The sequence below is a fragment of the Achromobacter sp. KK8 genome (genome assembly GCF_054188005.1).
On the sequence record NZ_CM135178.1, the window covers coordinates 2548073 to 2568230 of the forward strand.

General features: G+C 67.3%; 18 protein-coding genes. 7 read left to right on the forward strand and 11 right to left on the reverse strand.

What is annotated here, in order from left to right:
- Positions 1-86 precede the first annotated feature (86 nt).
- The gene (locus ACVN9Z_RS11845) at positions 87-980 is read right to left on the reverse strand and encodes a LysR substrate-binding domain-containing protein (protein WP_006388881.1); all 894 of its coding nucleotides are present in this window, start codon (positions 978-980) and stop codon (positions 87-89) included.
- Positions 981-1116: 136 nt separating this feature from the next.
- Between ACVN9Z_RS11845 and ACVN9Z_RS11850 the strand changes: the two genes are divergently transcribed.
- The 4 genes from ACVN9Z_RS11850 to ACVN9Z_RS11865 are packed head-to-tail and all read left to right on the forward strand — an operon-like array spanning position 1117 to position 4919.
- Positions 1117-1947, forward strand: a complete 831-nt coding sequence (locus ACVN9Z_RS11850) for an HTD2 family dehydratase (protein WP_054473645.1) — start codon at positions 1117-1119, stop codon at positions 1945-1947.
- Positions 1944-3137 (forward strand): CaiB/BaiF CoA transferase family protein, encoded by a 1194-nt coding sequence (locus ACVN9Z_RS11855; RefSeq protein ID WP_054473642.1) that lies wholly within the window; start codon positions 1944-1946, stop codon positions 3135-3137. The genes ACVN9Z_RS11850 and ACVN9Z_RS11855 overlap by 4 nt, the downstream gene beginning before the upstream one ends.
- Positions 3134-3967, forward strand: a complete 834-nt coding sequence (locus ACVN9Z_RS11860) for an HpcH/HpaI aldolase/citrate lyase family protein (RefSeq protein WP_026382344.1) — start codon at positions 3134-3136, stop codon at positions 3965-3967. Before ACVN9Z_RS11855 ends, ACVN9Z_RS11860 begins: the two co-directional genes overlap by 4 nt.
- A gap of 55 nt (positions 3968-4022) precedes the next feature.
- On the forward strand, positions 4023-4919 hold the full coding sequence (locus ACVN9Z_RS11865) for a sugar kinase (protein ID WP_020925064.1): 897 nt from the start codon (positions 4023-4025) through the stop codon (positions 4917-4919).
- A gap of 66 nt (positions 4920-4985) precedes the next feature.
- Here ACVN9Z_RS11865 and ACVN9Z_RS11870 read toward each other — a convergent pair whose 3' ends face one another.
- From ACVN9Z_RS11870 to hda, 4 genes are read right to left on the reverse strand one after another with little or no spacing between them, the layout of a single operon-like run.
- A complete protein-coding gene (locus tag ACVN9Z_RS11870) occupies positions 4986-5468 on the reverse strand; it encodes a 2-amino-4-hydroxy-6-hydroxymethyldihydropteridine diphosphokinase (protein WP_020925063.1) in 483 nt (160 codons plus the stop codon).
- Between the two features lie 4 nt (positions 5469-5472).
- Positions 5473-6858, reverse strand: a complete 1386-nt coding sequence (gene pcnB, locus ACVN9Z_RS11875; protein ID WP_054473640.1) for a polynucleotide adenylyltransferase PcnB — start codon at positions 6856-6858, stop codon at positions 5473-5475.
- Entirely contained in the window at positions 6859-7557 is a 699-nt protein-coding gene (locus tag ACVN9Z_RS11880) for an HAD family hydrolase (RefSeq protein ID WP_458213408.1), read from the reverse strand.
- The gene (hda, locus tag ACVN9Z_RS11885; protein WP_006388889.1) at positions 7554-8255 is read right to left on the reverse strand and encodes a DnaA regulatory inactivator Hda; all 702 of its coding nucleotides are present in this window, start codon (positions 8253-8255) and stop codon (positions 7554-7556) included. The genes ACVN9Z_RS11880 and hda overlap by 4 nt, the downstream gene beginning before the upstream one ends.
- 316 nt (positions 8256-8571) lie before the next feature.
- Between hda and purM the strand changes: the two genes are divergently transcribed.
- The gene (gene purM / locus ACVN9Z_RS11890; RefSeq protein ID WP_020925060.1) at positions 8572-9621 is read left to right on the forward strand and encodes a phosphoribosylformylglycinamidine cyclo-ligase; all 1050 of its coding nucleotides are present in this window, start codon (positions 8572-8574) and stop codon (positions 9619-9621) included.
- Between the two features lie 60 nt (positions 9622-9681).
- On the opposite strand, the gene ACVN9Z_RS11895 is transcribed toward purM, so the two are convergent.
- The 3 genes from ACVN9Z_RS11895 to mutL form a co-directional block, all read right to left on the reverse strand.
- A complete protein-coding gene (locus tag ACVN9Z_RS11895; RefSeq protein ID WP_006388891.1) occupies positions 9682-10176 on the reverse strand; it encodes a hypothetical protein in 495 nt (164 codons plus the stop codon).
- 84 nt (positions 10177-10260) lie between these two features.
- Positions 10261-11211, reverse strand: coding sequence for a tRNA (adenosine(37)-N6)-dimethylallyltransferase MiaA (gene miaA, locus ACVN9Z_RS11900; protein ID WP_020925058.1), 951 nt, complete (start codon positions 11209-11211; stop codon positions 10261-10263).
- Positions 11212-11220: 9 nt separating this feature from the next.
- On the reverse strand, positions 11221-13167 hold the full coding sequence (gene mutL, locus ACVN9Z_RS11905; protein ID WP_054499616.1) for a DNA mismatch repair endonuclease MutL: 1947 nt from the start codon (positions 13165-13167) through the stop codon (positions 11221-11223).
- Positions 13168-13264: 97 nt separating this feature from the next.
- Between mutL and ACVN9Z_RS11910 the strand changes: the two genes are divergently transcribed.
- The gene (locus tag ACVN9Z_RS11910) at positions 13265-13903 is read left to right on the forward strand and encodes a VTT domain-containing protein (protein ID WP_020925056.1); all 639 of its coding nucleotides are present in this window, start codon (positions 13265-13267) and stop codon (positions 13901-13903) included.
- 48 nt (positions 13904-13951) lie between these two features.
- Here ACVN9Z_RS11910 and ACVN9Z_RS11915 read toward each other — a convergent pair whose 3' ends face one another.
- The 3 genes from ACVN9Z_RS11915 to tsaE all read right to left on the reverse strand — a co-directional run bounded on the left by ACVN9Z_RS11915 (position 13952) and on the right by tsaE (position 18549).
- Positions 13952-16387 (reverse strand): TonB-dependent receptor domain-containing protein, encoded by a 2436-nt coding sequence (locus ACVN9Z_RS11915; protein ID WP_458213409.1) that lies wholly within the window; start codon positions 16385-16387, stop codon positions 13952-13954.
- Positions 16388-16702: 315 nt separating this feature from the next.
- Positions 16703-18082 carry an N-acetylmuramoyl-L-alanine amidase gene (locus tag ACVN9Z_RS11920; RefSeq protein WP_020925054.1) on the reverse strand — a complete coding sequence of 460 codons (1380 nt, stop codon included), beginning with the start codon at positions 18080-18082 and terminating at the stop codon, positions 16703-16705.
- Positions 18010-18549, reverse strand: coding sequence for a tRNA (adenosine(37)-N6)-threonylcarbamoyltransferase complex ATPase subunit type 1 TsaE (gene tsaE / locus ACVN9Z_RS11925; protein WP_026384412.1), 540 nt, complete (start codon positions 18547-18549; stop codon positions 18010-18012). Before tsaE ends, ACVN9Z_RS11920 begins: the two co-directional genes overlap by 73 nt.
- A gap of 169 nt (positions 18550-18718) precedes the next feature.
- On the opposite strand from tsaE, the gene fumC reads away from it, so the two are divergent.
- On the forward strand, positions 18719-20110 hold the full coding sequence (gene fumC, locus ACVN9Z_RS11930; protein WP_006388898.1) for a class II fumarate hydratase: 1392 nt from the start codon (positions 18719-18721) through the stop codon (positions 20108-20110).
- Positions 20111-20158: the final 48 nt, after the last annotated feature.

A 20158-nucleotide genomic window follows, 5' to 3' on the forward strand; every position in this document is an offset into this window, starting at 1 on the left:
CGCGAGGCTCCTTGTCGTGTGAACAGCCTGCTGGACGTGGCATCGCGGCGCGCGGGACGGCTGGGGCGCCTCCCGCCGCCAGCGCGTCACGCGGCCGCCGGCTGCCGGATCTGTTCGATCAGTTCGCGGGCGCAGCCGGGCAGGGCGTCGATATCGCGCACCAGCAGCTTGCGTTCGCGCACCACCCAGGGCTCGTCCAGCTCCACCACGCGCAGCTTCATCTCCGCGCCGTAGCGGCGCGCGGCCGAATCCGGGATCACGCCGACGCCGACGCCCGCCTGCACCATCCGGCAGATGGAATCGAAGCTGTAAAGCTGGATGCGTTGCGGCAGGCGCTGGCCGATGCGCTCGAGCTGGTCGCGCAGGAACGCCACCAGGGTCGAGCCCTCATGCATGGTGATGAACGGATAGCGCACCGCGTCGGCCAGCTTGACCTTGTCCTGGTCCTGCAGGGGGTGGCCGTTGGGCACCACCAGCACCAGCCGGTCGGTGCTGAAGTGGATGGTCTGCAATTCAGGGGCGTCGACCGGGCCGGCGACGATGCCCAGGTCGGTGGTGCCGTCCAGCACGCCGCGCACGATGTCACGGGTCAGGCGTTCCTGCAGGTCGACCGTGACGCCGGGGTGGCCCGCCAGGAAGCGCGCCAGGATGTCGGGCATGAATTCCGTCACTGCCGTGGTATTGGCGAAAATGCGGATGTGGCCGGCATCGCCGTCGGCCTGCTCCTGGAAGTCGTGCTTCAGGTGATCGACCTGGCGCATGATGACCCGCGCGTGCTGCAACAGCCGCTGGCCGGCCGGGGTGATTTCCACGCCGCGGCTGTCGCGGTACAACAGGCGGGTGTTGAGCTGGTTCTCCAGCGCCTTGATGCGCACGCTGACCGCGGCCAGCGACAGGTGGGCGCGCTTGGCGGCCTGCGTCAGGCTGGGGGATTCGGCGATGTGGATGAACAGGCGGAGGTCGGCGAGATCGAAGTGCATGGCGCCTATATTACGGCGGCCGGCGCCGGGCGCACGATTCAGGCGCCCCAAACCCGGCCTTGAGTAAAAATGAATTCACAGCGCCCGCGGCATGCGGGATGCTAGCCGCCAGGACATTTATCAAAGGAATATCGGCATGACATCGACAGACCCGGCCGGCTGGATCGGCAGCGGCGAGCGCCAGGCGGACGCGCTGGACCCCGGCCATGCGGCGCGCATCGCCGCCACGCTGGGCGGCCCCGCGCCCGCCGTGGGCGATCCCTTGCCCCCCTTGTGGCAGTGGGCGTTCTTCATCAGCACGGTCGCGGCCGACGGATTGGGGACGGATGGGCACCCGGCTCGCGGCGGCTTCCTGCCGCCGGCGCAGGACCGCAACCGCATGTGGGCCGGCGGCCGCGTCGAATTCCGCCAGCCGCTTCGGGTGGGCGTGCCGGCCGAACGGGTCTCGGTGGTGGCCGACGTCAAGGAAAAGGCCGGCCGCACCGGCGCGCTGCTGTTCGTGACGGTGCGCCACGAATACCGCCAGGACGGCGAGGTGGCCATCCTGGAAGAGCAGGACATCGTCTACCGCCAACCCACGCCGCCCAAGCTCACCGGCACCGAGCCGGCGCCGCAGGCCCAGTGGCGCGACACCATCGAACCCACCTCGGTGCTGCTGTTCCGCTATTCCGCCGTGACCTTCAACGGCCACCGCATCCACTACGACCATCCCTACGTCACCGGCACCGAAGGCTATCCGGGGCTGGTGGTGCACGGCCCGTTGATCGCCACCGAGATGGTCGCCGCCTTCCTGCGCGCCCACCCCGGCGCGCGTCCCTCGCACCTGTCGTACCGTGGCCTGCGGCCGCTGATTTCACCCACGCCTTTCCAGGTGGCCGGCCGGGTCGAGGAACCGGGCCTGGCCCGGCTCTGGGCCGAGCAGGACGGCACGCTGGCCCACCAGGCCGAACTGAGGTTCACCGCATGAGCACGCCAGCCCCCCGCCCACTGGACGGCATCACCGTCGTCAGCCTCGAGCACGCCATCGCCGCGCCGTTCTGCACCCGCCAGCTGGCGGACATGGGCGCGCGCGTCATCAAGATCGAACGCCCCGGCGCGGGCGACTTCGCCCGCGGCTACGACGAGCGCGTGCGCGGCCTGTCGTCGCACTTCGTCTGGACCAACCGTTCCAAGGAAAGCCTGACGCTGGACCTCAAGCGCGACGAAGCCGGCGACATCATGGAACGCCTGCTGCAACAGGCCGACGTGCTGGTGCAGAACCTGGCCCCCGGCGCCGCGGCGCGCCTGGGGCTGTCGTTCGAGGCGCTGCACGCCAAGTATCCGCGCCTGATCGTCTGCGACATCTCCGGCTATGGCGAAGGCGGTCCCTACCAGGACAAGAAAGCCTACGACCTGCTGATCCAGAGCGAAAGCGGCTTCCTGTCGGTCACCGGCACCGCCGACGACCCGGTCAAGGCCGGCTGCTCCATCGCCGACATCTCGGCCGGCATGTACGCCTATTCCGCCATCCTCAACGCGCTGCTGCTGCGCCAGAAGACCGGCCTGGGCAGCCGCCTGGACGTCTCCATGCTCGAAAGCATGGTCGAGTGGATGGGCTTCCCGATGTACTACGCGTTCGAGGGCGCGGCGCCGCCGGTGCGCGCCGGCGCGGCCCACGCCTCGATCTATCCCTACGGCCCGTTCCCCACCGGCGACGGCAACACCATCATGCTGGGCCTGCAGAACGAGCGCGAATGGCGCGTGTTCTGCGCCCAGGTGCTGCGCCAGGCCGAACTGGCCGAGGACCCGCGTTTCGCCACCAACTCGCTGCGCACCGCCAACCGCGAGGCCCTGCGCGCGCTGATCGTGGCGGCCTTCGCCGACCTCAGCGTGCAGCAGGTCACCGACCGGCTGGAGGACGCGCAGATCGCCAATGCCCGCGTCAACGACATGGCCGGGGTCTGGGACCACCCGCAATTGCGGGCGCGCGATCGCTGGAGCCAGGTCGACAGCCCGGCCGGTACGCTGCCGGCGCTGCTGCCGCCGGCCAGCAGCAACGCCTTCGCGCCGCGCATGGCGGCGGTGCCCGCCGTGGGCCAGAACACGGATGCGGTGCTAGCATCACTGGGATACGCGCCCGAACAGGTGGCGCGCTTCCATGCTTCGGAGGTGGTGTGATGCATTCCGTCGTTCGTACCGCGCTGTTCGTGCCGGCCTCCCGTGCCGAACGCATCCCCAAGGCCCTGGCCAGCGGCGCCGACGCCGTCATCGTCGACCTGGAAGACGCGGTCGAGCACCTGGCCAAGGCCTCGGCGCGCGAAGCGCTCTGTGACTTCCTGGGCACGCAGCCGCAGGCGCGGGTCTGGGTGCGCATCAACGACGCCTCCACCTCGTGGCACGACGACGACCTCAAGGCCTGCCGCGGCAAGCCCGCGGTGGCCGGTATCCTGCTGCCCAAGGCCGAAAGCCTGGCGCAGGTGCGCCACGTAGCGCAGACCGGGCTGCCGGTCATCCCCATCCTGGAAACCGCGCGCGGCATCCTCAACGCCGCCGAGGTCGCGGGCACGCCCGGCGTGGCGCGGCTGGCGTTCGGCAGCCTCGACTATGGCCTGGACCTGGGCGTGGCGCCGGACACGGCCGGCGCCGAGACCGTGCTGGACCAGGCCCGCGTGCAGGTGCTGCTGCATACCCGGTCCGCCGGCCTGGCGCCGGCGCTGGACGGCGTGTTCCCGGGCGTGGAGGACCAGGACGGCCTGTCCGCCGCCGCCTCGCGCGCGCTGCAGATGGGGTTCGGCGGCATGCTATGCATCCATCCCGCGCAGGTGCCGGTGATCCACGCCGCCTTCGCGCCCGATCCGGCCGAGCTGGCCTGGGCCCGCCGCGTGGTCGACGCGCATCGCGACAAGGCCGCCGGCACCTTCATGCTGGACGGCAAGATGGTGGACGCGCCCGTCATCACCCGCGCCCGCCGCGTGCTGGCGCAGGCCGGCGAAGCCAGCGCCGGTTGATCCCGTCCGGCGTTGTCCGGCCTACAATCCGGCAACCCTTTCCGCGGACGGTCTCATGAGTGCAGCGCTTTTCATCGGGCATACCTACATCGACGTCACCGTGCTGGCCGACGAATGGCCCACCGGCGACGAGAAAAGCGTGGCGCGCGACTACGCCGTGTCGTTCGGCGGCAATGCCGTCACCGCGGCATTCGCCTGCGGCAAGCTGGGCACGAAGCCCGACCTGATCTGCTCGCTGGCGCCGGACTGGCTCGGCCACATGTACACCGACATGGCGGCCGCGCACGGCGTCACGCTGCACGGGCGCCAGGTGCGGCGCTCGTCGCTGTCGTTCATCATGCCCAACCATGGCAAGCGCGCCATCGTGCGGGCGCGCGATGCCGACTACCTGAACGATTTCCCGCGCCTGGACGTCAGCGGCTACCGCGCGCTGCATCTGGACGGCCACCAGCCCGACGCCGCGCTGCACTATGCGCGCGCCTGCCGCCAGGCCGGCATCCTGACCTCCCTCGATGGCGGCGGCGTGCGAGAGAACACCGACGAACTGCTGCGCCACATCGACGTGGCCGTCTGCGCCGAACGCATGTGCGAGCAGCTGGACCTGTCGCCGCATGGCTTGCTGGACCTGCTGAAACAGCGAGGCTGCCGCATCGGGGCGGTGACGCTGGGCGAGCGCGGCATGCTCTGGTACGACGAAACCGGCGCGGTCGACACGCTGCCGTCGCTGGACGTGCCGGCCGACCGCATCATCGATACCTCCGGCGCGGGCGACGTGTTCCACGGCGCCTATGTCTGGTCGTACGTCAACCGGCCCGAGCTGGCCTGGAAGGAACACTTCACCTTCGCCCGCGCCGCCTCGGCGCACAAGATCCAGCACCTGGGCAACGAGGCTGGACTGCCCGGCGTGGACGACGTCGAACGCGCCATGCTGGCGTTTGCGCCCAAGGCGTGACGCGGCCGCAGGGCCGATCTTCAAGGTAATCAGGAAGGCGGCGGCAACCGTGCCGCCCGGCGCGGTTCAGTCCAGCCGTTCGATCGGCTGGTCGGTGATGTCGCCGAGCCAGGCGTCGAGGCCGCGGCCGGCCAGCGTCAGCGTCGGCGCCAGGTCGCGCAGCGGACGCAGCACGAAAGCGCGCAACTGCATGCGCGGGTGCGGCAGGACCAGGCGCTCATGCGCCATGGCGGCGTCGCCATGCAGCAGCAGGTCCAGGTCGAGGGTGCGCGGCGCGTTGCGGTAGGGCCGCTCACGGCCATGGCGCAATTCCAGCGCCTGCAGCAGGTCCAGCAGGTCGAGAGGCGCCAGCGTGGTGTCCAGCGCGGCGACCGCGTTGACGAAGTCCGGGCCGGTGGCGTCCACCGGCGCCGTGCGGTAGAACGGCGAGGCCGTCACCGCGATGATGCCGTCGGTGGCGGCCAGCTCGGCCAGCACGCTGCGCAGCGTTGCCGCGCTGTCGCCCAGGTTGGCGCCCAGCCCGATGTAGGCGCGCACGGGGGCGGCCATGGCTTTATTCGGCGCCGCCGGCACTGCCCGCGGCGCTGCCCGCGCCACGCGAGGACGAGCGGCGGCGCGGCCGGCGCTTGCGCGCGGCCGGCGCCGGGCCGTCGCTGGCGTCGCGCGGCAGGCGCGAGACTTCCTCGATCATGTCAGCGCGGGTGGCATCGTCGGCGTTGGCCAGGTCCATCCACCACTGCGCCAGCACGCTGTCGAACTCGCCGGCGGCGGCGCGCAGCTGCAGGAAGTCGCAGGCGGCTCGGAAGCGCGGCTGCTCGATCATGCGGAAGATGGTCTTGCCCATGCGGCGCTCGAAGCGCGGCTGCATGAACCAGATCTCGCGCATGTCCGACGAGAAGCGGCGCTGGATCGCGAGCTTCTCGGTCTGCTCGTCGAGCACCGAGTCGGCGGCCTGGGACAGCGCCGGGATGGTGTGTTCGCCCTGGGCGCGCAGCTGCTTCCAGCGCACCTCCACCTGCTGCCACAGCAGCGCGGCGAACAGGAAGCTGGGGCTGATGGTCTTGCCGGCGCGCACGCGGGCGTCGGTGCGTTCCAGCGCCAGTTCCACGAAGTGCTCGCCGCCCGGCTGCTCCAGCACCACGTCCAGCAGCGGCAGCAGGCCGTTGTGCAGGCCGTCGGCGCGCAGCTGGCGCAGGCAGTCCATGGCGTGGCCGCAGGTCAGCAGCTTGAGCATCTCGTCGAACAGGCGCGAAGCCGGCACGTTCTCGATCAGGTCGGCCATGGTGCGGATCGGCTGGCGCGTGGCCGGGTCGATCGTGCCGTTCAGCTTGGCGGCGAAACGCACCGCGCGCAGCATGCGCACCGGATCTTCGCGGTAGCGCTTGGCCGGGTCGCCGATCATGCGGATCTGGCGCTTTTTAAGGTCGGCCACGCCGTTGTGGAAGTCGATGACTTCCTCGTTGTGCGGGTCGTAGTACAGCGCGTTCATGGTGAAGTCGCGGCGCGCCGCGTCTTCCTCGTGCGTGCCGAACACGTTGTCGCGCAGGATGCGGCCGTGCGCGTCGGTTTCCTGGTCTTCCGAGGCGGGGGCGCGGAAGGTGGAGGTCTCGATGATCTCCTGGCCGAACACCACGTGCACCAGTTGGAAGCGGCGGCCGATGATGCGGGCGCGGCGGAACAGCGGGCGGATCTGTTCGGGCGTGGCGTTGGTGGCGACGTCGAAGTCCTTGGGTTCCAGGCCGACGATCAGGTCGCGCACCGCGCCGCCGACGATATAGGCTTCATAGCCATGCTGGCGCAGCACCTCGCATACCTTGATGGCGTGGCGCGAGACATTGCGGCGGTCGATGCCGTGCTTGTCGCGTCCGATGCGCAAAGGCCCCCGGGCTGCCGGCGCGAAGAGTCGGCCGACGAATTTTTTTATGGTTTCGGTGATCATTTAGGACTTGGCATCCATGACGTGGTCGAACAGATCGATCACTTGCCAGCCGCGTTCCTGCGCGATGGCGCGCAGGGCGGGGCTGGGGTTGGCGGCGATCGGGCGGGTCACCTTTTCGAGCAGCGGGACATCGTTGACCGAATCACTATAGAAAAACGATTCGGGGAAATCCGCAAGCCCCAGGCCCATGGCGGCCAGCCAGTCGTTCACGCGCACCACCTTGCCTTCCTTGAAGCTGGGGGTGCCGCGGATGCGGCCGGTGTAGCGGCCGCGCTGGACTTCGGCGTCGGTGGCCACCAGGTGGGGGATGCCGAAGGCGCGGGCGATGGGGGCGGTGACGAAACTGTTGGTGGCGGTGACCACGGCGCACAGGTCGCCGGCTTCCAGGTGCGATTCGACCAGCGCGCGCGCGGCGGGCGTGATCGACGGGCGGATGACCTCGGCCATGAAATCCTCGTGCCAGGCGGCCAGCTCGAACGGCGCGTGAGCCGCCAGCAGTCCCAGCATGAACTCGGCTGCCTGCTCGGCGGTGAGCTCGCCGCGGTTGTAGCGGTCCATCAGGTCGTCGTTCTGGCGGCGGGCCTCGGCGGGATCGCCGGCGCGGCCGGTGCGCGCCAGGTAGTCGGCCCATTGGTAGTCGCTGTCCAGCGGCAGCAGGGTGTGATCCAGGTCGAACAGGGCGAGACGTCGGGAGGTCATGTGCGTTGCGAATCGGGGTCTGCGAGCATGGCGCGCAGCAGGGGCAGGGTGATGGGACGGCCGGTGGCCAGGGAGTAGCGGTCCAGCGCGTCCAGCAACGCCGCCAGCTTGCGGATGTCGCGCTCGTGGTGCGTCAACATCCAGTTGATGATTTCGGGCGCCAGGTGCAGGCCGCGTTCGGCCGCCTGGGCCGCCAGCGCCGCCAGCTTGTCGGCGTCGGAAAGGGGATCGAGGCGGAACACCAGGTCCCAGCCCAGCCGGGTGCGCAGGTCTTCGCGCAGCGGCATCGACAGCGTCGAGCGGTCGCCGGCCACGGCCAGCGCGAAGGCGCGGCCGGTGGCGGCGGATTCGCGCCAGCGGTTGTACAGGGCAAAGAGGCCCGCCTGGCGATGCTCGTCCATGAGATGCACGTCGTCCACCGCCACGAACTTGGGCATGGGCGACTTGGAATCGGCCTCGGCCAGCACGCGCAGGATGTTGGCGCTGTTGGCCGCTTCGATGTAGACGGCGTCGGGGCGCGCGGTCAGCGCGCGCAGCAGATGGCTGCGGCCGCAGCCGGCCGAGCCCCAGATGTACAGCGCGCGGCCGGGAGCGAGCGTGCGCACGGCCGCCAGCGCCTCTCCGTTGGGACCGGCGATGAAATTGTTCAGCGAGGGCGCTGGCGCGGGAAGAACGTCGAGCAGCAGCTGGCGGTTCATGAGAGGTTATCGATCAGGCGGGTAGAGCCAGGCTCCGGGGTGAGCCCATGGCCGGCGGCGGCGTTGCCCGCCAGAAACTGGCAAAATCGCTATCGGCCAACCCTACACTTTAAACCACCCGGGGCGCCGGTGTCGCGTCCGAGCCCTTTGTCTGGCTTGGGTTTGCGCCAAAATGGCGCCGCGCCGGGCCGGAGCCGTCCCGCCCGCCGCCGGCGGCTTTCGCCGGGCGCTGGCCAGGACCGGGCCGCAACATCGTAAAATGCAGGGCGTTCCACCCCAATTCCCAGCAATTGTTACATATCCCACGGCATTTCTCATGACGAATCAACCCAAAGCTCCCCTGACCTACCGTGACGCCGGTGTCGACATCGACGCGGGCGACGCCCTGGTCGACCGTATCAAACCGCTTGCGGCGCGCACCATGCGCCCCGGGGTGCTGGCCGGTATCGGCGGCTTTGGCGGCCTGTTCGAAGTGCCCAAGAACTACAAGGAGCCCGTGCTGGTCTCGGGCACCGACGGCGTCGGTACCAAGCTGCGCCTGGCGTTCGACTGGAACCGCCACGACACCGTCGGCATCGACCTGGTGGCGATGAGCGTCAACGACATCCTGGTGCAGGGCGCCGAGCCGCTGTTCTTCCTGGATTACTTCGGTTGCGGCAAGCTTTCGGTGGACACGGCGGCGTCGGTGGTGGGCGGCATCGCCAAGGGCTGCGAACTGTCGGGCTGCGCCCTGATCGGCGGCGAAACCGCCGAAATGCCGGGTATGTACCCCGACGGCGAATACGACCTGGCAGGGTTCGCGGTGGGCGCGGTCGAGAAGTCGGCCATCATCGACGGCAAGTCGATCAAGGTCGGCGACGTGGTGCTGGGCCTGGCGTCCAGCGGCGCTCACTCCAACGGCTATTCGCTGCTGCGCAAGATCCTGGAACGCGCCGGCGCCAAGCCCGACGACGATTTCCACGGCCAGCCGCTGGTCGACGTGGTCATGGCCCCGACCCGCATCTATGTCAAGCAGGTGCTGGCCGCGCTGGCCAAGCACGGCACCGCCATCAAGGGTCTGGCCCACATCACCGGCGGCGGCCTGCTCGACAACGTGCCGCGCATCCTGCAGGACGGCCTGTCGGCCCGCCTGCGGCGCGACAGCTGGGAAATGCCCAAGCTGTTCCAGTGGCTGCAGGAGCAGGGCGGCGTCGAGGACACCGAGATGTACCGCGTCTTCAACTGCGGCATCGGCATGGTGTTGGTGGTGGATCCGGCCCAGGCCGACGCCATCGCCGCCACGCTGCGCGAGCAGGGCGAAACCGTCAGCAAGCTGGGCGAGATCGTCGCGCAGACCGAAGGCATGCCCCAGACCGTGGTGGTCTGAGCCGGCCGGCCTCGCAATCAACAACCCGCCCTGGTGGCGGGTTTTTCTTTCGCAGTCCGGCTAGAAGAACTTGACCCGGCCCGCGTCCTCGCGGAATGCTTCTCCCGTATCCAGGTCCGTGCGCCAGATGGTGTCGTGAACGGACAGAAAGCCACGCACCTCCCGGTTGGCGTCCCGCGCGTCGCGCCAGGCCGCCTGGAACCAGGCGAGGTAGGTCTCCGTCATTATTTCGCGCAGTTCATCGCCGAAATCGTCGTCCTCGTTGTCCATGGCTTCGGTCAACGCGGCGTCGACATCGGGCGCAATCAACGGGTACTGCAATGCCAGCCGCAGGCCCCGTCCACAGTAGCCGGAGCGTGTGTTCAGGGGAATCGCGACGGGAGTGAACGACTCCCAGTCGTACTCGAAGTGGATGGCGTCCACGGTTTCCCTGGAAACTCCCTCCTCCAGCGTGAACGGACGTTCCCGCAGCAACCGCTGGATTTCACTGATCAGGGCCTGGCCCTGCTTGCGCAGTCCGGCGGCAAAAGACTGGTTCGCTTCGTTGATTTCCATCCGTTCGATATCCCGTGGTCAGGCGCTGCCGCAAGGGCCGGCTGCGGCGAAAAGGTCAGGCGCGAAAGCAGGCAGCCTCTTGCGTCAGGATGCGTCGGCCAGTGCCGCGGCCACCGCGTCGATGGTCTGCGCCACCGCGTCGGCCGCCAGGCAGTCGACGATCACGCGCTCGGGCTGGGCCCGCAGCCAGGTGATCTGGCGCTTGGCCAGCTGGCGGGTGGCGGCGATGCCCTGTTCGCGGGCTTCCTCCAGGCTGATCTCGCCGTCGAGATGGGCCCACATCTGGCGGTAGCCCACGCAGCGCACCGACGGCAGGCCCGGGTGCAGGTCGGCGCGCGCATGCAGGCCGCGCACTTCTTCCAACAGGCCGTTGGCCAGCATCGCGTCGAAGCGCTGTTCGATGCGCGCGTGCAGCGCGGCGCGCTCCGAGGGTTCCAGGCTGATGGTCAGGTAGCGGTTGTCGTCGTCGCCGGCGGCGGCGCGCTGGCGGCCGAGCAGCGCCGACATGGGCTGGCCCGATAACTGGCAGATCTCCAGCGCGCGCTGGATCCGCTGGCTGTCGTTGGGCGCCAGGCGCGCGGCGGTGACGGGGTCGAGCCGCGCCAGCTCGGCGTGCAGCGCCGGCCAGCCGTCGCGGGCGGCGCGCGCTTCCAGTTCTGCGCGCAGCGCGGGGTCGGCCTGCGGCAGGTCGTCCAGGCCGTCGCGCAGCGCCTTGTAGTACATCATGGTGCCGCCGGCCAGAAGCGGAATGCGGCCGCGCGCGCGGATCTCGTCGATCAGGCGCAGCGCGTCGGCGCGGAATTCGGCCGCCGAATACGACTGCGCCGGGTCCCGGATATCCAGCAGATGCTGGGGCACCTGCGCTTGTTCGGCCGGCGACGGCTTGGCGGTGCCGATGTCCATGCCGCGGTAGATGGTGGCCGAATCGACGTTGACGATCTCCAGCGGCCAGCGTTCGGCCAGCGCCAGGGTGGATGCGCTTTTGCCGGCCGCGGTGGGGCCGGCCAGGCAGATGACGAGGGGAGGGGCGGACACGGGCAAGACCTATTGCCCACGCAGGAACAGCTTGTCCAGGTCGGACACCGACCACTGCACCCAGGTGGGCCGGCCGTGGTTGCACTGGTCGGCGCGCTCGGTGGCTTCCATCTGCCGCAGCAGGCCGTTCATCTCTTCGATCGTGAGCTTGCGGTTGGCGCGCACCGAACCGTGGCAGGCCATGGTCGAGAGCAGTTCGTTGCGCTGTTCGGTCAGCAGGCGCGACACGCCCACGCCGGCCAGGTCGCGCAGCACGGCGCGCGCCAGCGTCTCGATGTCGCCGCGCGCCAGGATCGCCGGCACCGAGCGCACCGCGATCGAGGTGGGGCCGGACGGTCGCATCTGGAAGCCGAGATCTTCCAGCTGTTCCTCGAATTCCTCGACCACCGCCACATCCTTTTCCTGGGCGTGGAACACCACCGGCACCAGCAGGTCCTGGCGCGGCAGGCTGCGCGCGTCCAGCGCCTGCTTGAGCTGTTCGTAGACCACCCGTTCATGGGCCGCGTGCATGTCCACCAGCACCATGCCGCGGCGGTTCTGCGCCAGGATGTAGATGCCGTGCAACTGGCCCAGCGCCATGCCGAGCGGGTGTTCCTCGTCGGCCGGCAGCGTCGGCGCCGGCGCTGCCTGCGGCGCCAGCGCCGCCACGTCGCGCAGCGGCTCGACGCGCGCGGCGGTGTCTTCGGTCAGCGGGCGATACAGCGATTGCCAGTCGGCGGCGGGAATCCCGGCCGGCTCGGCGTGCAGGCGGAACGGCACCTGTGTATGCGGGCGCTGCGGCGCCGGCGTGGGCCGCAGGCCGTAGGCGGGCGCGGCGCCCGGGCTGGCGCCGGTATAGCCGGGGCGAGGCGTGTCGGCCGGCGCGGAGGCGGGCAAGCCGTCGGCTGCCGCGGGCGCTGACGGCGCCACGGTCTCGAATCCATCATCGTCATCGCGCGTCGCCGCGGCCGGCGCCACCGCCGACGATCCGCCGGTCTGCGCCAGCGTCTGGCTGACCGCGTGGTTGACGAAGCGGTGCACCGCGCCGCTGTCGCGAAAGCGCACCTCGTGCTTGGCCGGATGCACGTTGACGTCGACCGCGGCCGGGTCGATGTCCAGGAACAGCACATAGGCCGGCTGGCGGTCGCCATGCAGCACGTCGGCGTAGGCGGCGCGCAGCGCGTGGCTGACGGTGCGGTCGCGCACGTAGCGGCCGTTGACGTACAGGTACTGGCGGTCGGCGCGGGCGCGGGCCGCGGTGGGGCGGGTGATCATGCCTGCCAGGCTGACCGTGCCGACGCTGTGCGACAGCAGCAGGCCGTGCTCGGCGAACTCCGCGCCCAGCACGTCGCGGATGCGCTGCGGCGGTTCGGCCGGCAGCCATTGGCGTTGCGCGCGGTCGTGGTGAAACAGGCGGAAGGCGATCTGCGGATGGGCCAGCGCGATGCGCTCCATGGCGTCGACGCAGTGGCCGAACTCGGTGGCTTCCGAGCGCAGGAACTTGCGCCGCGCCGGCACCGCGTCGAACAGCTGGCGCACGTCCACGGTGGTGCCCGGCGGACCCGAGGCGGGGGTGACCTGCATGCTGCCGGCCTGGATCTGCCAGGCATGCTCGCCGTCACGGGTGCGCGAAATGATGGAAACCTGCGCCACCGAGGCAATCGAGGCCAGGGCCTCGCCGCGGAACCCCATGGACGCGACCGATTCCAGCTCGTGGAGGTTGCGGATCTTGCTGGTGGCGTGGCGCGCCAGCGCCAGCGGCAGTTCCTCGGGGGGAATGCCGCCGCCGTCGTCGGTCACGGCGATGCGGCGGATGCCGCCGCCCTCCAGGCGCACCTCGATCGCGCGCCCGCCGGCGTCGATGGCGTTCTCGAGGATTTCCTTGAGCACCGAGGCGGGTCTCTCGATCACTTCGCCCGCGGCGATCTGGCTGATCAGCAGATCGGGCAGCGCAAGAATGGAGCGGCGTTCTGTCATGGGGTGTTCCGGTATAGCCATAGGGAGGATTTTAGCCTCTGGATGGGCTGGGCTATAGTCGTGGCCTTATTCCCCTTCCGCTTCCAGGGACGTATTGATGCTCGATTTTTTCCAAATGGTGCTCCACATCGACCAGACCCTCGGTGTCTGGGTCCAGCAGTATGGCGTGTGGGTCTATCTGGTGCTGTTCCTGATCGTTTTCGCGGAGACCGGATTGGTGGTGCTGCCGTTCCTGCCGGGCGATTCGCTGCTGTTCATCGCCGGCGCCTTCGGCGCCACCGGCAGCCTGGATCCGGTGCTGCTGGGGGCGCTGCTGATCGTGGCCGCCATCACCGGCAACAGCGTGAACTACGCCATCGGCCGCTACATCGGGCCGCGCGTGTTCTCGATGAACCTGCGCTTCCTGGATCGCGGCGCCCTGATGCGCACGCACGCGTTCTACGAAAAGCACGGCGGCAAGACCATCGTCATGTCGCGTTTCATCCCCGTGGTGCGCACGTTCGCGCCGTTCGTGGCCGGCGTGGCCGACATGCCGTTGTCGCGCTTCCAGCTGTTCAATATCCTGGGAGCCCTGCTGTGGGTGGTGAGCCTGGTGGCGGCGGGTTATTTCTTCGGCAACATCCCGCTGGTGAAGGAACACCTGAACACCATCGTGCTGATCGGCCTGGCCGCGGCCATCGTGCCGGTGGTGGGCGCGGCGTTGTTCAAGCTGCTGCGCGCGCGCCGGGGCGGCTGACCGCGGCAATGCGAGCCTGGCCACCCCGGAAATGGAAAAACGACGGAATCAGAACATCGCGGTGAGGCTTAGCTGGTAGGTCCTGCCAGGCGCGGCGCCCAGGGCGATATCACGCAGATCCTGCTCCGAGGTCGTCGTCATTTTTCTATTGCTGGCGTATTCCCAGTATCTGCGGTTGGTGAGGTTGTAGACCCCCATCGCCACTGTCAGGTGCTTCTTCACGTTGTAGTAGGCCGTCAGATCGAAAATGCTGTATCCGGGTACGCGCAGGTAGTTCTTTTCGTACTTTCCGGAATATTCTTCGAATGAGAGGCTGCCATTGTTCGGGAAATTCTGGCGGACAGGATCCACGGCTTGCTTGCCCTTGACGAAGGTGGCGGTAAGGCTCGCGCCATAACGGTTCTGAGGATCATCCCACGCCAATGATGCAATGGCCTTGACAGGCAACACGCTGTCCAGCTCCACCCAGCCATCACCCGAATACGATGATTTCGATTTGCCCTGGTTGTATCCCACGGCAAAAGTGCTGCTCAGTCCGTGGCCGGCGCCGAACAGCGCGCCATAATCGATCCGGGTGACGACCTCGGCGCCATAGATGTATGCCTTGTCGCGGTTCTCCGCGATGGTGAGGCTGGAGATCGAGGCCGGAAGCCTGGCCAGCAGGCTTTGCACGCCCGGTTTCGGCGCGCCTGTCTGGTAGTCCCTCAAGGCGTATTTCCGGTTATAGATGAAATTGTCGTAGCTGTTGTAGAAGACATTGCCGCGCACCGTAAGGCCACGGGCTGCCTTGCCAACCACCCCTAATTCAAACTGGTTGCTGGTTTCGGACTTGAGGTCGGAATTGCCCACCATGGCGGGCGAGGCGCGCCCGATCCTGGGGTGCAGCCAGATTCCCGCTATCTGGCTGCTGGTGGGGTAGGAGACCCCGCGTTTGTACTGCAGGTAGGTATTGAACCCCTGCTTGGACGCATACATGACGGTCAACGAAGGCAATAGCTTCCCGTCCGTAAACGTCTTGCCATGTATCTCGTTGATTTCCGCCAGCGTCAATGCGCCCAGCGCCTTGTCGTCGGACGGCGCCTCAAAGCCCTGCGGGTTGATTTTGTGCCACGAGTATTTCAGGCCCGGCATTACCGAAAGCGCGCCGATGGTGATGGTGTCGCTCAGCCACACATTCGTGTCATAGGTCCTGTTGTTGCCCTGTGGCTGCAAGGTGGGATGGTCCGCGCCGACCTGTTCAAACGGCCGGGAAAAATCCGTTACCGAGAAATTCACGCCGTAATTCAATGCCTGGGCGCCATAGTCCTTGGTGATTTCGCTTTGCAGGCCATAAGTCTTGGTGTTCATGTTGGAGAAGGTCGAAACATTCTCCAAGGGGTTCTCCGTCTCCATGCCGGTCGACCTCCACCTGGAGGAAGTGACGATATCCTGTGCTGACACCGTGTCGTCGCCAACGCGCGTGCGCTGATAGAAGACCTTGCTTTCCATCGTGTCTATCAGGGTGTTGTTTCCTGGTGTGAATACGTGCGCCAGGCTGATTGAATCGCGTTGCGTGGAGTTCTTCTGCCCGTGTGAGCCCACGATGCTCTCGCGGGCGGCGGTGCTGTTCAGCTTTTTATACATGGGCGCGCTCTCCCTGCTGGATTTACGGTAGAAATCCAGGGTGCCTATGATCCGGCCGCTGCCGCCGGTATCGATCACGCCATTGATCAGCGCCGCATCGGAATGCCAGCGCATCGGATAAGTATCCAGGTAGCCGCTGTTGTTTTGCGTCTGCCTGCCATCACGGCGGCTGTAGGCGAACAATGCCCGGGCGCTGTCATTGCCGAACGCGGTGGTCACGCCGTTGTGCCAGCCATGATCGGTCGTGTCGAACTCGCCGGTGTATTCCAGGTAGCTGCGTTTACCGTCCGTGAGATAGGCATCCGGTGATTTGCTGACGAATGACACGGAGCCGCCGACCACGTTCTTGACCGTGTTCTGGCGTGATCCGGAAGCGATGTTCACCTGGCCGTACAGATAGGGATCGATGTAATCGCGGCCAATGCCAAAAGTATCTTCACCGCTGGAGACCGCGTAACTGCGCCCGGTCGCGTCCGGCAAGGGGATGCCGTTGACATCCAGCGCCACCCGGTTGCCGTCCAGGCCGCGAATGTTGTAGCTGCTGTAACCGCCACGGTCAAAACCCGATTTGCCGTTGCGGGACCCGCTGTTCACGCCTGATGCGCTGATCAGCGGTTGGTAGCGCATGATGGTGCCAAAGTTGTTGCCACCCGTCCTTTTCAGCTCATCGGCGGAAATGGATTGCGTGGTGACATCTTCCGGCTTGATGGTTGCGCTAACAGTGATCGGCGAAAAAATCTTCAACCCATCACGAGCGTCGTGCCTGGCCTCGCCGGGCGTGGCCTCGTTCGGGACGGTCTGGCCATAAGAGGTTGTGGACAACAGGAGGGCTGCCGCCAGCGATATTTTCGTGCGTTTCATGTTCCAGAATCCCTGCATGATGAATACAGGATTGCGCTGGAACGCAAGGCGGAGCGGATAGCAGGCGGACGGCCATGGATCTTTCCAAAAGATGGCCGCTAATCTACCGGGGTCGCCTTTCGGTATCTGTATGGATCCGTCTGAAAATCCGGAGACAAGTCTCGCACCTGCCGGTATATAGGATGGTGTAACCCGGCGCTTGTGATAGCCGCACCGTATTCAAGCCGCAGCCGGATCGTCCGAAGGCATTGATGGCGCGGGCGCAAAAGAATAGGGCCATGCGCAGGCATGGCCCTATTCGTATCCGGCGTAGTCTCAGCTGACGTCGCCGAGCCGCGCCAGCGGCGGGTTGGCGGTGAAGTAGCGCTGGATGCCGGTCAGCATGGCCTGCGCCAGTTTCTCCTGGTGCGCCGAGGTCTTGAGCAGCGCCTCTTCCTGCGGGTTGCTGATGAAGGCGGTTTCCACCAGCACCGACGGGATGTCCGGCGCCTTCAGCACGGCAAAGCCGGCCTGCTCGACGCTGTTCTTGTGCAGCCGGTTGATCTTCTTGATCTCGTCCAGGAAGGCATTGCCGACCTTGAGCGAATCGTTGATCTGCGCGGTGGTGGACAGGTCCAGCAGCACCTTGGCCACCTGGCGGTCGTGGCTGCCCAGGTTGACGCCGCCGATCAGGTCGGCCGCGTTTTCCTTGTCGGCCATCCAGCGCGCCTGGGCGCTGCTGGCGCCGCGCTGCGACAGCGCGAACACCGACGAGCCGTTGGCCGACGGCTTGATCCAGGCGTCGGCGTGGATCGACACGAACAGGTCGGCGTGTACCCGGCGCGCCTTCTGCACGCGCACATGCAGCGGCACGAAGAAGTCGTCGTCGCGCGTCAGGTAGGCGCGCATGTAGGGTTGGGCGTCGATCAGCGCCTTCAGGCGCCGCGCGATGCGCAGCACCACGTCTTTTTCACGCAGGCCGCTGCCGCCGATGGCGCCGGGGTCCTCGCCGCCGTGGCCGGGATCCAGCGCGATGGTCAGCATGCGTTGCTTGCCACGGCCGGCGGAGGCGGGCGGCGACTTCGGCACCGGCAGCGGCGCGGCGGGCTGCTGGCCGCGCACGCGCGGCGGTTCAGGCGGGTCGGCGCGAGTGGCCGGGTTGCGCTGGATGTCTTCGAGGATGCGCGCCAGCGGATCGTCGGCGTCGGGACCGGTCTTGTTGAGGATGGCGACCAGCGGATCCTGCGCGATCTTGGGATACAGGTCCAGCACCAAACGGTACTGGTAGTCGGCCACCGGCTTGAGCGTGAACACCTGCGGCGCCACGGCCTGCTTCAGGTCGAACACCAGCCGTACCACGTTGGGACGGTTCTGCGCCACGCGCAGGCTCTGGATGTAGGGATCGTCGGGGCGGACCTTGGACACCAGGTCGTTGAGCGCCGCGCTCAGGGTCAGTCCCTCGATATCCACCACCAGGCGGTGCGGATTTTCCAGGGTGAACTGTTCGGCCTTGAGCTCGCTGTCCAGTTCCAGCGTGACGCGGGTGTATTCGTCGGCCGGCCAGGTGCGCACGGCCAGGATGGTGGCGGCCTGCGCCAGCCGCGGCACCACCGGCAGGACGAGCAGGGTGGCGGCGACGCTGATCAGGCGACGTCGGGTGGCGCCTGCCGCTGGGAGGGCGCCGTGTCGGGCGGGGGGACAATCGCGTTCAACCATGTTTGTCCTCGAGCGGTGTGCGCGGTCAGCGTGACATCGCGTCCTTGGCCGGCGTATGCCAGGGAAATCTGCAGGTCGGGAGGGGGCAAAAGGCCCTCGGCCCGTTCCGGCCATTCAATCAAAACGACCGCATCCTCACGCAGCAAATCCCGGAATCCGGCGTCCAACCATTCGCGCGAATCACTAAATCTATAAAAATCAAGGTGATAGAAGTATAAGTTAGAAACTTTATAGGATTCAAGCAGCGCGTAGCTCGGACTCTTGATTCGGCCTGTGATGCCGCATTCCCGCAACAATGCCCTGGAGAAGGCCGTTTTTCCTGCCCCCAGGTCCCCTTGAAGGTGGATACATGCGCCTGCCAGGCCGGTTTCGCGGCCGGAGACAAGAGGCGCGAGCTGGCGTGCCAGCGCTTCCGTGGCGGCTTCATCGGGCAGGTGCAGGGTCAGGCTGCTGAGGGGAGCGGACATGGCGCGGGTCGGGGGCGAGTGGTAAAAGGTCTGGATGGGAACACGGATCGAACGCAATTATAGGAATTCGGGTTTCTGCTAATCTTATAAGTGATTGCTATTCTCAAATAAGTCCGGCCAGGCGGAATCCGCCGGCCGCGACGGACGCCGCCACGGAGCAGTAAGCGCCATGAAGACCCGCATCGAAAAAGACACCTTTGGCCCCATCGAAGTCCCGGAGGATCATCTCTGGGGCGCGCAGACGCAGCGTTCGCTGCATTTTTTCGCGATCTCCACCGAAAAGATGCCCGAGCCGCTGGTCATTGCGATGGCGCGCCTGAAGCGCGCGGCCGCCAAGGTCAACGCCGACCTGGGTGAGCTCGATCCCAAGATCGCCGATGGCATCATCCGCGCCGCCGATGAAGTCATCGCCGGCAAGTGGCCCAACGAATTCCCGCTGTCCGTGTGGCAGACCGGCTCGGGCACGCAGAGCAACATGAACATGAACGAGGTGCTGGCCAACCGCGCCTCCGAATTGCTGGGCGGCGTGCGCGGCGAAGAACGCAAGGTGCACCCCAACGACCACGTCAACCGCGGCCAGTCGTCCAACGATACCTTCCCCACCGCCATGCACGTGGCTGCCGCCGTGCAGGTCGAGCACCACCTGCTGCCGGCCCTGAAGACCCTGCGCGCCACCTTCGCCGCCAAGAGCGCCGAGTTCTACGATATCGTCAAGATCGGCCGCACCCACTTGCAGGACGCGACCCCGCTGACGCTGGGCCAGGAACTGTCCGGCTACGTCGCCCAGCTCGACCTGGCCGAACAGCAGATCCGCGCCACGCTGCCGGGCCTGCACCAGCTGGCCATCGGCGGCACCGCCGTCGGCACCGGCCTGAACGCCCATCCGCAATTTTCCGCCAAGGTCTCGGCCGAACTGGCCCACGCCACCGAAACCGCCTTCGTCTCCGCGCCCAACAAGTTCCAGGCCCTGGCCTCGCACGAAGCCCTGCTGTTCGCCCACGGCGCCCTCAAGTCGCTCGCCGCCGGCCTCATGAAGATCGCCAACGACGTGCGCTGGCTGTCCAGCGGCCCGCGTTCCGGCCTGGGTGAAATCAGCATCCCCGAAAACGAACCCGGCAGCTCCATCATGCCGGGCAAGGTCAACCCGACCCAGTGCGAAGCCATCACCATGCTGGCCGCCCAGGTCATGGGCAACGACGTCGCCATCAACATCGGCGGCGCCAGCGGCAACTTCGAGCTGAACGTCTACAAGCCCCTGGTGATCCACAACTTCCTGCAGTCGGTGCGCCTGCTGACCGACGGCATGGCCAGTTTCGACCAGCACTGCGCCGCCGGCATCCAGCCCAACCGCGAGCGCATCGCCGAACTGGTCGACCGCTCGCTGATGCTGGTCACCGCCCTGAACCCGCACATCGGCTACGACAAGGCCGCCCAGATCGCCAAGAAGGCGCACAAGGAAGGCCTGTCGCTGAAGGAATCGGCCCTGGCCCTGGGCTACGTCACCGAAGCCCAGTTCGCCGAATGGGTCGTGCCCGGCAGCATGACCAACGCCGGCAAGTAACGCCGCCGTCGCCAAACACGAAGCCGCCCAGCAGGGCGGCTTTTTTTC